This window comes from Streptomyces sp. NPDC017676 (genome assembly GCF_044329325.1).
In the GTDB taxonomy this organism is placed as follows: domain Bacteria; phylum Actinomycetota; class Actinomycetes; order Streptomycetales; family Streptomycetaceae; genus Streptomyces.
Map to the genome: position 1 here is coordinate 635,194 of NZ_JBIRJA010000002.1, position 13,632 is coordinate 648,825.

Consider the following 13,632-nt stretch of genomic DNA (forward strand, 5'->3'; position numbering starts at 1 on the left):
CCGTCCCGCCCGCGGTCAGCTGCTGTGCAGAGCGGTGTGCAGGGTGCGGGCCGCCAGGGTGATGGCGAGCTCCGCGCCGTGGGTCTCCCGCAGGGCGTTGAGCATCACGAAGTCGTGGATGACGCCCTCGACGCGGACAGCGGAGACGGCGACGCCCGCCTGACGCAGCTTGGACGCGTAGGCCTCGCCCTCGTCGCGCAGCACGTCGGCCTCGGCGGTGATGACCAGGGCCTGGGGCAGACCGGTGAGCTGCTCGATGGTGGCCCGCAGCGGGGAGGCGGTGATCTGGGCGCGCTCGGTCTCGTCGGTGGTGTACTGGTCCCAGAACCACTGCATGCCGTCGCGACGCAGGAAGTAGCCCTCCGCGAACTGGTGGTAGGAACCGGTCTCGAAGCTCGCGTCCGTGACCGGGTAGAACAGCACCTGCTGCACCAGGGGGACGTCACCGCGCTCCTTGGCCATCAGCGTCAGCGCCGCGGCCATGTTGCCGCCGACCGAGTCACCGGCCACGGCGAGGCGGGACGCGTCCAGGCGCTTGCCGGCGCCGTCCTTCACGATCCACTGGGCGACCGCGTAGTTCTGCTCGATGGCGACCGGGTAACGGACCTCGGGGGAGAGGTCGTACTCGGGGAACACCACGGCCGCGTGGGCGCCGACGGCGAGTTCGCGGACCAGGCGGTCGTGGGTGTGGGCGTTGCCGAAGACCCAGCCGGCGCCGTGGATGTAGAGGATGACCGGCAGCGTGCCCGTGGCCCCGGCCGGCTTGACGATCCGGGCCCGCACCGAGCCGGTCGGACCGCCCTCGACGGTGATCCACTCGTCGTCCACCGCGGGCTTGGCGATGTCGCCGGACTGCACCTCGTCGACCGTCTTGCGGCCCTCGACCGGGCCCAGGTCCGCCAGGTAGGGCGGCTTGTCGGTCGCCTCGGCGAACGCGGCCGCGGCGGGCTCCAGCACCGGCTGCACCGGCTCGTACACGTACGACATTGCACACTCCTGAGACGTCATGGATGTGCCGGTGGTACCGGCGCGGCCGTGTCCACCGGATGCGGGATCCACTGGACTGCCGCCACGTTAGAGCCGCTGCCACGTCCGCTCTTGCGCGTGTGCGCACTCACTCTGAACAGCCCGTGCACAATGAGGCGGGCGGGCGCGCCCCCCCGAGCGCCGGGCCGTCCTGGTCGTCGTGTGCGGCGGCCGGGGCCTGGCCGGGCCGCCGAGCCGCTGTGCCGGATGCGGGCGCGGTCAGCGGTGCTTGACGCCGGGCTGGGCGCCGGGGGCGAGGGTGGGTCCGGTGACGGGGACGTCGCCGAGGGCCTCGTCGACGGCCGCCAGCAGGTCTTCGGAGAGCTCTACACCGGAGGCGGCGGCGTTGGCGTGGACCTGTTCGGGGCGGGAGGCGCCGGTGATCGCGGAGGCGACCTCGCCGCGCCGCAGGATCCAGGCGAGCGCCAGGGTGGGCATGCTCATCCCGGCCTCCTCGGCGATCGGGACGAGGCGCTGCACGGCTTCGAGGGTGGCGTCGTTGTAGACGAGGTCCTTCGAGACCGCCATGTCAGGGGAGGCGAACCGGCTTCCCTCGGGGACCGGCTGCCCCGGCTTGTACTTTCCGGTGAGGACGCCCTGCGCGAGCGGGGACCAGACGATCTGCGAGATTCCGTTCGCGGCGCACGGGCCGAACACCTCGGCCTCGGGGGCCTGCCAGAGCATGGAGTACTGCGGCTGGGAGGAGACGAACAGGTCGGGGCCGGCGATGTCGACCGCGGCCTGGATCTGCTCCGGGGTCCACTCGCTGAAGCCGATGTAGCGGGCCTTGCCCTGGTCGACGACCTTCTGGAACGCCTCGACGGTGTCCTCGACCGGCACGGACGGGTCGAAGCGGTGCGCCTGGTACAGGTCGACGTGGTCGGTCTTGAGTCGGGCGAGGGAGGCGTCGATCTGCTTCGCGATCTGGGCGGGGGACAGGCCCTGGTCCGCGGGGTCGTCCGACATCGGGAAGTAGACCTTGGTGGCCAGGACGTAGGAGTCGCGGGGGTGGGCGGAGAGGATCTCGCCCCAGGCCGTCTCGGCGGCTCCCCGCCCGTAGACGTTGGCGGTGTCGAAGAAGTTGATGCCGGCGTCGAAGGCCGCTTCGGTGCAGGCGCGGGTGGCGTCCGCCTCGATGCCGCCGGAGTAGGTCAGCCAGGAGCCGAGGGAGATCTCGGAGACCTCCAGGTCGGAGCTGCCGAGTGTGCGGTACCGCATGGTTTCTCTCTTCTGTTGATGGGTGGTGGTCGACGGCCCACGGGTGTCCGGGCCGGCGTCGGTGTGTACCCGGTCCCGGATGGGTTCATGACCGTGCCGGGGGACGGTCTCGTCGATGTCCGGGGCCACGGAGGCGGCGTACGGCAGGCGGCACACGTCCCGCGGCGGACGGGTGTGCGGAGTGCACCGGCCGCACCCGGCGTCAGTGCTCGCTGTCGGACCGCGCGGCGGCCCCGGCCCGGTTCTGGGTGGCCGCCCAGCTGGCCAGGAGCCGCAGAGCGTCGGCGGTCGGGGTTCCGGGATCGGCGCTGTAGACGGTGATGGACAGTCCGTCTTCGCCGGGCAGGTCGAGACTCTCGTGGACCAGTTCGAGATCGCCCACCACCGGGTGCCGGAAGCGTTTGGTTCCCCTGGTGAAGACGTGCACGTCGTGCGCGCCCCACATGGTGCGGAACGTGTCGCTGCGGGTGGACAGCTCACCGATCAGGTCCTGCAGCTCGCGGTCGTAGGGGTTCTTGGCGGCTTCGACCCGCAGCACGCCCACTCCGTCGCGGGCCACGCGCTCCCAGTCGCGGTAGAACACGGTCGCCCGCGGGTCGAGGAAGACGAACCGGCAGGAGTTGGCCGGCGCCTGTTCGAACGCCTGGCAGTGCAGGGCGCGGGCGAGGGGGTTGGCCGCCAGGATGTCCATGCGGTTGTTCCGCACGTACGCCGGCTGGTCGTGCAGGCCCTCGATGATGCGCAGCACGCTCGGCCGCACGGTGGCCTTCCTGGGCCGGCGGCGGTTCCGGAGAGGGCCGGCGTTTGCCGCACGGGCGAGATCGTACAAGTGCTCCCGCTCGGTGTCGTCGAGCAGCAGGGTCTGCGCGAGCGCGTCCAGGACGCTGTCGGAGACCCCGCCGAGGTTGCCGCGCTCCAGGCGCGTGTAGTACTCGACGCTCACCCCGGCGAGCATGGCGACCTCGCCGCGGCGGAGCCCGGGGACCCGCCGCTGCCCGTAGACCGGCAGCCCCGCCTGCTCGGGTGTGATCTTGCCGCGGCGGGACTTCAGGAATGCACTGGCTTCGGCCCGATGGTCCATGATTCCAGCGTAGGGACGCGGTACGGCCGGTGGGGGTCCCTGTCAGTGCCCCCCAGTAGGGAAGGATTCCGGGGCGGTCGCCGGCTCGTTCGCGGGGGCCAGGGTGCCGGGGGGTGTCGCCAGGCGCAGGGCCTCGGCCAGGACGTCGATGAGGACCCCTGTCCACCCCCCTGGCACGACCCCTGCGCGCGCCGTGCCGGCGGCCTCCGGTGTCAGAGGGACGCACGCACGCGCGCCTTGTCTGCGTGCGGCGTGGCCTGCGCGTCAGCGGCACCGGTGTCCACGAGGCGGCCACGGCGGGTGAGGGTCCAGACGAGGAGGCCGACGAGCGTGATGCCCAGCGCGACGGCCATGATCGCGGTCCAGCCACCGAGCGCCCAGAGCGGGCCGGTCAGCGCGGAACCGATCGCGCCACCGAGGAAGTTGCAGACCACCAGGGCCGTGTTCAGCCGGCTGCGCGCGGAGCCGGGCAGGGCGAAGAGCCGGGCCTGTCCCAGCACGACGGTGCCCTGAACGGCGACGTCCAGTACGACGATGACGACGACCAGCGCGATGAGGGAACCGCTCGCCGCCCGGCCGGCGACCAGGGACAGCGCGAGGAGCCCCAGCGCGGCACCGGTGGCCGGGGCGGACCAGCCGCGGTCGTGCAGGGCGCCGGCCCGCCGTACGGCGAGCGCACCGGCCGCCCCGGCGAGACCCAGCAGGCCGATCCGGCCGGCCGAGTAGGAGAACGGTTCCGCCGAGAGCAGGTAGGTCAGGGACGTCCAGAACATCGAGAACACGGTGAAGCTCGCGGCGCAGATGGCAAGCGTCGGGGCGGCTGCCCGGTGGCGGGCCACGGTGGTGAAGACCGAGCCGAGCAGGCGCTGGTAGGGGACGGGTTCACGCGGTTCGAGGGGCGGGATGACCGCGCGCAGTACGACGGCGAGGAGCCCATCGGGTGGTGGAATCTCGTGGCCGGCACGAGGTCGTCCCGGCGGTCCTTGATCGCCCGGCCGACGATCTCCTCGGACTCGCCGCGGGAGTAGACGTCGGCGGTGTCGATGAAGTTGATGCCGGCGTCCAGGGCGCGGTGGATGATCCGGACGGACTCGTCCTGGTCGGGGTTGCCCCACGGGCCGAACATCATCGCGCCCAGGCACATCTTGCTGACGGACAGACCGGTACGGCCGAGCAGACGGTGTTCCACGATCGTCTCCAAGGGTCGGCTACGGGGTGCAGGGAGCCGTGCAGGCCCCGTCGGCATCCACGGAATCAGCGGCGACGCCCCGCGGACAGTCACGCTTGTGAGGGGTGACAGCAGGGACCCCCTCACACCGAGACCGGGAGTGGCGGCGGTCCGTGATCGCCTCCCTCGGAGGCGGAGAAGTCCTCTCCCAGAGGTCGGGCCGGCGTGCCGTCGAGTTCCAGCCTGTCGTCGTGGGCTGGATCACACCCGGCGGATTGAGTACGGTCCCCCGTGGAGGTCCGTACCCCCGCATGACGACCGAGGTCCGGATGCGAGGATGAGGCGCCATGACAGCAGGGCCGTGTGCTCGCGCGACACGGGCCGCGGTGTTCGCGGCCATGTGCGTGCTGCTCGCTGCCCTGGGCCACGTCCTGATGTCCGGCAGCGACGTGCCCGCGTGGGCGCTGGCCGCCGGCGGGGCCGTGACCGGTTCCGTGGGCTGGTGCCTGGCGGGGCGTGAGCGGGGGCTGCCGTTGATCGTGACGGTGGTGGTCGCCGCCCAGGCGGTCCTCCACGAGGTGTTCTCCCGCGCCCAGTCCCTGTCCGGCACGTCCGACGGCTCGGCCTCCATGGGCATGAGCGGCATGGGCTCCATGGACAGCTCCATGAGCATGGGCTCGATGCGGATGGACTCCATGGACATGGGCTGGATGCGGATGGACTCCATGGACATGGGCGCCCCGCACATGGGCCACCCGGGCATGAGCCCCGTGCGTCACATGGGGCACTCCATGGACGGCGGTTCGTCGTCCGGGATGCTCGCCGCCCACCTGATCGCCGCGATGCTGTGCGGCCTGTGGATGGCCTACGGCGAGAAGGCCACCTTCCGGATCCTGCGGGCGACGGCCGGATGGCTGGCCGCGCCGCTGCGGCTGCTGCTCGCCCTGCCCGCCACCCCCGACCGCCCCCGCCTCCACATGCGGCGCCGCCGCTCGGACCGGGCGCCGCGTCTTCTGCTTCTCGTCCACGCGATCACTTCTCGGGGTCCGCCCGTGGGAACAGCTGTCGTCTGAAGACAGCTGGTTTCCCGAGGTCGCCCGGCTCGCCGTGTGGGCCTCGGGCCAACGGCCGTACGACCGCACAGGTGCTGGAGCGCCGTAGCGACTCCGTAGGGCCGTCCTGCCCACTTCACCGGACCGCGCGCTTCGGCGCGCCCTGGTCCGGATCACGGTTGACCCGAGAAGGACACCAGGTGATCACCTCTGCCCTGCCCACCTCGCGCACCCGCAGTGACACTCCGGCAGCGCTCGACGAATCGATCACCGCGTGGGCGCTGGCCGCCCGGAGCGGTGACGCGGTCGCGGTCGAGCGGTTCGTGGGCGCCCTGCACCGGGACGTCCAGCGCTATGTCGCCCATCTGTGCGGCGACCCCCAGGCCGTGGACGATCTGGCACAGGACACGTTCCTGCGCGCGCTCGCCAGCCTGCACCGCTTCGAGGGGCGTTGCTCGGCGCGTGCGTGGCTGCTGTCCATCGCCCGCCGCGCGGTGATCGACAGTTACCGGTACGCCGCCGCCCGGCCGCGCCTGACCGACGTACCGGACTGGCAGTCGGCCGTCGAACTGGCCCAGCCGCGTGAGCTGCCGGGCTTCGACGACGGCATCGCACTGCTGGATCTGCTGGCCGCGCTGCCCGACGACCGCCGGGAGGCGTTCATGCTCACGCAGCTGCTCGGCCTGCCGTACGCGGAGGCCGCTGAGGTGAGCGACTGCCCGATCGGCACCGTCCGCTCCCGCGTGGCCCGCGCCCGCGCGACGCTGAGGGCCCTGCTGGACGACGGGGGCACCAAGTCAGTCGGGGAGGACACGCCGGCCACGCCGGCGGCCTGACGCTCCGGCAGGGTGCCGGCGCCGGCTGGAAGAACGGCATCGGCACCCTCGATCTGTCGGCTCGACCTGTCGAGCACCCGGCTGTCGGCGAGCCGGCTCACCACCGCGCCTGCGGCTGCCGCGGGCCCACCAGCCGGTGAAGGTGTCCCCGTGTCCTGCGCGGGCGTCGCCCACGCCCGGACCCCGACCGCCCCCCCGCGGGCGGATGGAACCGTGCGGCAGCCGGGATCCGTTCCGTCGAGGTCACTTGGTGGCACCCTGCGCGAAGCCGTTGTAGATGTAGCGCTGGAGGAAGAGGAAGACGAGGAGGGTCGGTGCGATCACCAGGATCGTGCCGGCCGAGATGTCCTCCCAGTGCGCGCCGAACGGGCCCTTGAAGCGGAAGAGCGCGGTGGAGATGGTGCCCAGATCCTCCGACGGCATGTAGAGGAACGGGACGTAGAAGTCGTTGTAGACGGTGATGCCCTTGATGATGACGACCGTGGCGATCGCCGGCTTGAGCAGCGGAAGGATGATCTTCCAGTAGATGGTGAGGGAGTTCGCCCCGTCCAGGCGCGCGGCCTCGTCGAGGGAGACGGGGATGCCGCGGATGAACTGCAGGAAGATGTAGATCGAGACGATGTCCGTGCCCATGTAGAGCAGGATCGGCGCCCAGAGGCTGTTGAACAGGCCGAAGCTGTTGACGACTTGGAAGGTCGCGACCTGGGTGGTGACTCCGGGCACCAGGGTGGCGATCAGGAAGAGCGCCATGACCGGCTTCTTGGCCCGGAAGTGGAAGCGGTCGATGGCGTACGCGGTCATCGAACCGATGAGCACCGTGCCGGTGATGGAGAACAGCAGGATGACGGTCGTGTTGAAGAAGGCGGACAGCATCTTGCCGTCCGTGAAGGCCGTCACGTAGTTGTCGAGGTTCAGCCAGTCGTGCGGCAGGGACAGCGGGCCGCCGTCGGTGACCTCCCGGGAGGTTTTGAGGGAGGTGAGGAAGACGACGACGAGCGGGACGAGGACGACCAGCGACGCGACGATCAGCGACAGGTAGGTGAGGGCGGGGGCGAGGCGGCGCCGGGCGGGCAGGGGCGTGGTCATACGAGGTCCACCTTCTCGTCGGGCACGAGGCGGCGCTGGATCCAGGTGATCAGCAGGATGATCAGGAGCAGGACGACGGCGGCGGCCGAGGCCAGGCCGGTCTTGTTGAACTGGAAGGCGAGCTTCACCGTCTGGATGACGAACGTCGTGGTGCCGGTCGCGCCGCCGGTCATGATGTAGGGGATCTCGAACACCGACAGGGAGCCGGAGATCGCCAGGATGACGCTCAGGCTGACCACCGGGCGGATGCTCGGGGCGATGATGTGCCGGAACTGCTGTCGGCGTGTGGCACCGTCCAGCTGCGCCGCCTCGTACAGTTCTCCGGGGATCGACTGGATGGCACCGAGGAACAGCACGAAGTTCAGGCCGGTGAAGCGCCAGACGGACACTCCCGCGAGGGAGGTGTTGGCGGATTCGGGATCGCCCAGCCAGGCGTGGTCGGAGCCGGTGCCGAACCAGGACAGCACCGAGTCGAGCGTGCCGCCGTCCTGGAAGAAATACAGGAAGACGAAGCCGATGGCCACGCCGTTGACCAGGTAGGGGAAGAACAGGATCCCCTTGAAGAGGTTCCGGAACCGCAGGTCGAAGCTGAGCACGGTCGCGAAGTACAGCGCGATCGCGATCTGTACGGCGGAGGCGGCGAGGTAGTAGAAGCTGACGAAGAACACCCGGAACAGCTCGGGGCGGGTGAAGATCTGCTCGTAGTTGTCGACGCCGACGAAGTGCCGGTCCGGGCTGACGCCGTCCCAGTCGGTGAAGCTGTAGTAGATCATGTTCCCGACAGGCACATAGGTGAACGTGATCAGCAGGGCCAGGGGGACGGCCAGGAAGAGCCACGGGGTGAGTCGGCGCAGCACGCTTCCGCCCCGGCGTCCGCCGTCGGGGACCGCGGTGCGGGCTGGTGCGGCCTTGCGCGGCACCTTGGCGGGCGCCGTGTGGGTCGTCTCGGTCATGCCGGACCTTTCGTCTTCACGGGTGCGCACTGCCGCCGGGCCCCGTCCGGTGCGCACGGGGCCCGACCGCAGTCGGTGAGGGCAGGAGGGGGAGGGGCCGCCGGTCAGGAGCCGGCGGTCCGGGCCGCCTCGTCCCACCGCTCGTCCAGGTCCGCGAAGTAGTCCTGGAGGCTGCCCTTCTGGGCACCGCGAGCGAGGTCGACCAGCTTCTGGCGGTAGTCGGGCTTGTTCAGGCCGATCTCGGCGGCGTTGTCGATCGTGTTGACCTCGCCGGTCCTCGCCTCGGAGCGCTCCACATAGGTGACATCGTTGTCAGTGAAGTCCTTGAGGGTGCTGGGCATGGCAGCGGACTTCACGGCCGACACGGCACCCTCCTCGGCCGAGTAGCCCGACTTGTCGGTGAACCAGTCGATCCAGGCCCTGGCGGCCGTCTTGTGCGAGGAGTGGATGTTCACCGCCTGCTGGTAGTCGGAGGCGAGGACGGCGCAGTACCTCCCGTCCTTCTGCACCGGGAAGGGCATGAAGCCGATGTCGGCCGGGTTCCTGCCCGCCTTCTTCGCCGCGTCCCGCATCTGCGTGATGGCCCAGGAGCCGAGCTGCATGGTGGCGACCCCGCCCTGGGCGATCATGCCTTTGGACGCCTCCCAGTTGGTGGTGTTGGGGTCCTTCTCGGAAAGACCGCCCTTGACGATGTCGTAGAGCAGGGAGTCGATCGTGTTCAGCTCGCCGCCCTTCCTCCATGGGGACACCGCGCCGGCGAGCTTGTCGTTGGCCTTGGTGTCGCAGGTGACGGAGCCGATGTTGTTGCTCCAGGCGGTCAGCGGCCAACCGTCCTTGAAGTTCGTGTAGTACGGCAGCGCGTCCGTCTTCGCCTTGACGGCGCGGAGGTCGGTGAGGAACTCCTCCGGAGTGGTCGGCCACCTGGTGACGCCGGCCTTCTTCCAGACGGCCTTGTTGTAGACGAAGCCGTTGGCGGTGCCGAACTGGGCGATGCCGTAGACCTTTCCGCCGACGTCGGTCTTGTCGCTGAAGCGGTACTTGGCGCCCAGTTCGGCGGTGGTGCCCAGAGGGGAGAAGAACTTCGGGTAGTCGTTCTTGGCGACGGCGGCCGGGATCATCAGGACGTCACCGTAGTCGTCGGTGTTCATCCTGATCTTGACCTCGCCCTCGTAGTCCGTGAGGGCCTCGAACTTCACCTTGACGTTGGGGTAGGTCTTGTTGAACTCGGCGGCGTACCGGGCCATCGTCCCGTTCTGCACGAGGTCGGTCCGGGCGGTGAGCACCTTGATCGTGCCCGAGGCGTCGGCCGGGTCGGCGGGTGCCTCGGCGGTCTCGCCGGAGGCCGTGCCCCCGCCCCCGCATCCGGCGGCGCTCAGTATCGCGGTCGCCACGAGCGCTCCCGTGAACGTCCTCTTCGTCCTCATGTGCCCAACTCCTTCAGGATGGCGGCTCGGCTCCGTGGGTGGGATGTCGGCACTATGTCAGCCGTCCAGTTAACCGGTAAAGCTCAAATTTCGAGTGTGATGCCCAATCGTTACCGTCGTCCTCCAGCTGCTGGCTTCACGTGCCCGTTCTTGGTGGCGTACTGACGCTTCCGTAGATGAACCGGTTTATGGACAAGGTCCTGATCAGCGGGTTAGGTTGTGCGCCGTTGTCCGTCGACCGGTCCGCGTCAGGCGATTGGAGCCGCACCATGAAGGACGTCACCCAGCTCACCGACGGCTGGTGTCTGCGCCACGGGGAGGACGTGCTGGAGGCCGGCGTCCCCGGCTGCGTGCACACCGATCTGCTGGCCGCTCAGGTCATTCCCGATCCGTACCTCGGTCGCAACGAGGTCGACGTCGCCTGGGTGGGGCGCCACGCCTGGACCTACGTCCGGCACCTCGGTCACGACAGCGCGCACGAGCGCACCGATCTCGTCTTCGAGGGGCTCGACACGGCCGCGTCCCTCACCCTGGCGGGCCGGCCCCTCGGCACCACGCGCAACATGCACCGCACCTACCGGTTCGACGTCACCGGACGCACCGGTGAGCTCGAAGTCCGTTTCGCCTCCGCGTACGACGAGGCCGCGGCCGTGCGCGCCGTGACGGGGGAGCGGCCCAACGTCTATCCCGAGCCGTCGCAGTACATCCGCAAGATGGCCTGCAACTTCGGCTGGGACTGGGGGCCCACGCTCGTCACCGCCGGTATCTGGCGGCCGGTCCGGCTGGAGCACTGGTCCACCGCCCGCCTGGCCGAAGTGCGCCCCCTGGTCACCGTGGCCGACGGGATGGGACGGGTGGAGGTACGGCTGCGGGTCGAACGCACCGCACAGGGCGGTGGCCGGGTCCTGCGCGCACGGGCGGAAGTGGCCGGTGTGCACGCCGAGGCCGAACTGAGCGGCGAGGAGGCGGTCATCCGCCTGGACGTTCCCGCCCCCCGCCTCTGGTGGCCCCGGGGCTACGGCGACCAGCCCCTGTACGACCTCGACGTCACCCTCGACGACGAGACCGGCCCACTGGACGCCTGGCGGCGGCGGATCGGCTTCCGCACGGTCGAACTCGACCGCTCGCCCGACGAGCACGGCTCGGGCTTCACCCTCGTCGTCAACGGCGTCCGGATCTTCGCCCGCGGCGTCAACTGGATCCCCGACGACGCCTTCCCCTCCCGGATCACGCCCGAGCGCTACCGCACCCGCCTCGCCCAGGCCGCGGAGGCCAACGTCGATCTCGTCCGGGTCTGGGGCGGCGGCATCTACGAGGACGACGCCTTCTACGACGCGTGCGACGAACTCGGCCTGATGGTGTGGCAGGACTTCCTGTTCGCGTGCTCCGCCTACCCGGAGGAACAGCCGCTGCGCGGAGAGGTCGAGGCCGAGGCGCGCGACAACGTTGTCCGACTGATGCCGCACCCCTCGCTCGTGCTGTGGAACGGCAACAACGAGAACCTGTGGGGCTTCCGCGACTGGGACTGGGAGCGCCCCCTCGCAGGCGACTCCTGGGGCGAGGGCTACTACCTCGGGCTGCTGCCGCGTGTCGTCGCCGAACTCGACCCCACCCGCCCCTACACCGCCGGCAGCCCGTGGTCCGGCTCCTGGGACCACCACCCCAACGACCCCGCCCACGGCACCCACCACTCCTGGGAGGTGTGGAACCGTCAGGACTACGCCGAGTACCGGGCGAGCGTGCCCCGCTTCGTCGCGGAGTTCGGCTGGCAGGCGCCGCCCGCCCTGGCCACCCTGCGCCGCGCCCTGCCCGGTGAGGACCTCGCCCCCGATTCGCCCGGCATGCTCCACCACCAGAAGGCCGAGGACGGCAACGGCAAGCTGAACCGCGGCGTCGCCCGGCACTTCGCGCTGCCCGACGACGACTTCGACCGCTGGCACTACCTCACCCAGCTCGTGCAGGCCCGTGCGGTCGCGGAGGGCATCGAGCACTGGCGCTCGCACTGGCCGGTGTGCGCCGGCACGATCGTCTGGCAGCTCAACGACTGCTGGCCGGTCACCTCGTGGTCCGCCATCGACGGCGACGGCCGCCCCAAGCCGCTCCACCACGAGCTGCGCCGCGTCTACGCCGACCGGCTGCTGACCCTGCGCCCCGACGACGGCGGCCTGGTGCTCGCGGTGATCAACCAGGCCGCCACGCCCTGGCGGACCTCGGTGAGCCTGCGGCGCATGGAGGCCGACGGCACCACGGTCGGCGAAACCGTCGTCGAGGTGTCGGCCGAGCCGCGCTCCGTGGCCCGGATCCCCGTCCCCGCGGCGCTCACACCGGACGAGCGGTCCGCCAAGGAGTTCCTGGTGGCCGACGCCGGGGAGGCCCCCGGCTCGCACGACGACGAGAGCGGGGCAGCGCTGCGCGCCCTGCACTTCCCGGTGCCGGACAAGGAGTTCGCGTACCCGCTCCCGGCCTACGACGTCACCGTGGAGCCGGTGCCGGGCCGGGGAGATACAGTCGATGTCGTGGTCAGCGCCCGTACCCTCGTCAGAGACCTCCTGCTCCAGCCCGACCGGCTCGACCCCGCCGCCGTCTGCGACAGCGGCCGGCAGACCCTGCTGCCCGGCGAGCGGGCGCGCATCCGCGTCAGCGGCTGCGGCTCCGTCACGGCCGACGCGGTGAAGGCCGCCCTGTTCTGCGTGGATGTGGTGTGAGCGGCTCGCCGGAACGCGTCACGATCAAGGATGTCGCGGCCCGCGCCGGGGTGTCCAAGGGAGCGGTGTCGCTCGCGTTCAATCACAAGCCCGGCGTCTCCGAAGCCACCCGCGAGCGGATCTTCGCGGTGGCCAGGGAACTCGGCTGGGCCCCCAGCGCCACCGCCCGCAGCCTGTCCAGCCGACGGGTCGACATCATCGGGCTCGCCCTGTGCCGCCCCGCCCGGCTGCTCGGCCTGGAGCCGTTCTACATGGACTTCATCTCCGGTATCGAGAGCATCCTGGCGGAGCGTTCCTGCTCGCTGCTGCTGCGGCTCGTGCGCGACCTCGACGAGGAGATCACGCTCTACAAGGAGTGGTGGCGCGGCCGGATGATCGCCGGCGCCATCCTGGTCGACTTCCGTGAGGACGATCCCCGGGTGCCCGCCCTGCAGGGCCTCGGCATGCCCGCGGTCGCCGTCGGCCACCCCTCCCTCACGGGACCCTTCCCCGCGGTGTGGACGGACGACGCGTCGGCGGTCACCGAGGCCGTCCGCTACCTCGCGGCCCTCGGCCACCGGCGCATCGCCCGCGTCGGCGGCCCCACCGACCTCGGACACAGCGCCATCAGGGCCCGCGCCTTCGCCGACACGATCCGCGAACTGAACCTGGAGGAGGCGAAGCAGATCAGCACCGGGTTCGACGAGAAGGAGGGCGCGCGCGCCACCCGCACTCTCCTGCTCGCCGCCGACCGGCCCACGGCCATCGTCTACGACAACGACATCATGGCGGTCGCGGGAGCGGGCGTGGCCGCGGAGATGGGGCTCACCGTCCCGGACGACCTGTCGCTGCTGGCATGGGACGACTCGCAGTTGTGCCGGATCACCCATCCGACGCTGTCGGCCATGAGCCACGACGTGCACCACTTCGGCGCCGAGGTGGCACGGGTGCTGTTCGACGTGGTCGCCGGGACGCACACGAGCGGCCACCAGGTGCCGACGCCTTCACTCATCCCGCGCGGCTCCACCGCGCCGGCGCCGGGAGCGGGCCCGTCATGACGACGCCGAAGGGCCGCGCCCCCCGCGGACGCGGCCCTTCGGCATG

Annotated in this window: 11 protein-coding genes and 1 pseudogene; 4 read left to right on the top strand and 8 right to left on the bottom strand. The window is 70.6% G+C overall.

From position 1 onward, the window contains the following. Positions 1-15: 15 nt before the first annotated feature. The 5 genes and pseudogenes from ACH4LD_RS07000 to ACH4LD_RS07020 form a co-directional block, all read right to left on the bottom strand. Positions 16-987 (bottom strand): alpha/beta hydrolase, encoded by a 972-nt coding sequence (locus ACH4LD_RS07000; RefSeq protein WP_398054187.1) that lies wholly within the window; start codon positions 985-987, stop codon positions 16-18. Positions 988-1,245: 258 nt separating this feature from the next. After that, positions 1,246-2,244 carry an aldo/keto reductase family protein gene (locus ACH4LD_RS07005; RefSeq protein ID WP_398054186.1) on the bottom strand — a complete coding sequence of 333 codons (999 nt, stop codon included), beginning with the start codon at positions 2,242-2,244 and terminating at the stop codon, positions 1,246-1,248. A 202-nt stretch (positions 2,245-2,446) separates the two neighbouring features. After that, positions 2,447-3,325: a helix-turn-helix transcriptional regulator gene (locus tag ACH4LD_RS07010; protein ID WP_398054185.1), complete on the bottom strand. Its 879-nt coding sequence runs from the start codon at positions 3,323-3,325 to the stop codon at positions 2,447-2,449. Positions 3,326-3,537: 212 nt separating this feature from the next. After that, entirely contained in the window at positions 3,538-4,098 is a 561-nt protein-coding gene (locus ACH4LD_RS07015) for a hypothetical protein (RefSeq protein ID WP_398054184.1), read from the bottom strand. A gap of 125 nt (positions 4,099-4,223) precedes the next feature. Beyond that, positions 4,224-4,514 (bottom strand): annotated as a pseudogene (locus ACH4LD_RS07020) (aldo/keto reductase); the annotation flags it as partial. A gap of 326 nt (positions 4,515-4,840) precedes the next feature. Here ACH4LD_RS07020 and ACH4LD_RS07025 point away from each other — a divergent pair. After that, positions 4,841-5,566: a hypothetical protein gene (locus ACH4LD_RS07025; RefSeq protein WP_398054183.1), complete on the top strand. Its 726-nt coding sequence runs from the start codon at positions 4,841-4,843 to the stop codon at positions 5,564-5,566. Positions 5,567-5,745: 179 nt separating this feature from the next. Further along, positions 5,746-6,381: a sigma-70 family RNA polymerase sigma factor gene (locus ACH4LD_RS07030; protein ID WP_398054182.1), complete on the top strand. Its 636-nt coding sequence runs from the start codon at positions 5,746-5,748 to the stop codon at positions 6,379-6,381. A gap of 243 nt (positions 6,382-6,624) precedes the next feature. On the opposite strand, the gene ACH4LD_RS07035 is transcribed toward ACH4LD_RS07030, so the two are convergent. The 3 genes from ACH4LD_RS07035 to ACH4LD_RS07045 all read right to left on the bottom strand — a co-directional run bounded on the left by ACH4LD_RS07035 (position 6,625) and on the right by ACH4LD_RS07045 (position 9,844). After that, on the bottom strand, positions 6,625-7,467 hold the full coding sequence (locus ACH4LD_RS07035) for a carbohydrate ABC transporter permease (RefSeq protein WP_398054181.1): 843 nt from the start codon (positions 7,465-7,467) through the stop codon (positions 6,625-6,627). After that, on the bottom strand, positions 7,464-8,420 hold the full coding sequence (locus tag ACH4LD_RS07040) for a carbohydrate ABC transporter permease (RefSeq protein WP_398054180.1): 957 nt from the start codon (positions 8,418-8,420) through the stop codon (positions 7,464-7,466). The genes ACH4LD_RS07035 and ACH4LD_RS07040 overlap by 4 nt, the downstream gene beginning before the upstream one ends. Positions 8,421-8,524: 104 nt before the next feature. Further along, positions 8,525-9,844: an ABC transporter substrate-binding protein gene (locus ACH4LD_RS07045; RefSeq protein WP_398054179.1), complete on the bottom strand. Its 1,320-nt coding sequence runs from the start codon at positions 9,842-9,844 to the stop codon at positions 8,525-8,527. Between the two features lie 269 nt (positions 9,845-10,113). Here ACH4LD_RS07045 and ACH4LD_RS07050 point away from each other — a divergent pair, with 269 nt between their 5' ends. Both ACH4LD_RS07050 and ACH4LD_RS07055 read left to right on the top strand, forming a co-directional pair. After that, the gene (locus ACH4LD_RS07050; RefSeq protein ID WP_398054178.1) at positions 10,114-12,549 is read left to right on the top strand and encodes a glycoside hydrolase family 2 protein; all 2,436 of its coding nucleotides are present in this window, start codon (positions 10,114-10,116) and stop codon (positions 12,547-12,549) included. Beyond that, complete coding sequence (locus ACH4LD_RS07055; protein WP_398054177.1) at positions 12,546-13,586, top strand: LacI family DNA-binding transcriptional regulator; 1,041 nt, start codon at positions 12,546-12,548, stop codon at positions 13,584-13,586. Before ACH4LD_RS07050 ends, ACH4LD_RS07055 begins: the two co-directional genes overlap by 4 nt. Positions 13,587-13,632: the final 46 nt, after the last annotated feature.

Coding starts and splice junctions, on each gene's coding strand:
- ACH4LD_RS07000 (WP_398054187.1), bottom strand. CDS start 987: ATGTCGTACGTGTACGAGCCGGTGCAGCCGGTGCTGGAGCCCGCCGCG.
- ACH4LD_RS07005 (WP_398054186.1), bottom strand. CDS start 2,244: ATGCGGTACCGCACACTCGGCAGCTCCGACCTGGAGGTCTCCGAGATC.
- ACH4LD_RS07010 (WP_398054185.1), bottom strand. CDS start 3,325: ATGGACCATCGGGCCGAAGCCAGTGCATTCCTGAAGTCCCGCCGCGGC.
- ACH4LD_RS07015 (WP_398054184.1), bottom strand. CDS start 4,098: ATGTTCTGGACGTCCCTGACCTACCTGCTCTCGGCGGAACCGTTCTCC.
- ACH4LD_RS07025 (WP_398054183.1), top strand. CDS start 4,841: ATGACAGCAGGGCCGTGTGCTCGCGCGACACGGGCCGCGGTGTTCGCG.
- ACH4LD_RS07035 (WP_398054181.1), bottom strand. CDS start 7,467: ATGACCACGCCCCTGCCCGCCCGGCGCCGCCTCGCCCCCGCCCTCACC.
- ACH4LD_RS07040 (WP_398054180.1), bottom strand. CDS start 8,420: ATGACCGAGACGACCCACACGGCGCCCGCCAAGGTGCCGCGCAAGGCC.
- ACH4LD_RS07045 (WP_398054179.1), bottom strand. CDS start 9,844: ATGAGGACGAAGAGGACGTTCACGGGAGCGCTCGTGGCGACCGCGATA.
- ACH4LD_RS07050 (WP_398054178.1), top strand. CDS start 10,114: ATGAAGGACGTCACCCAGCTCACCGACGGCTGGTGTCTGCGCCACGGG.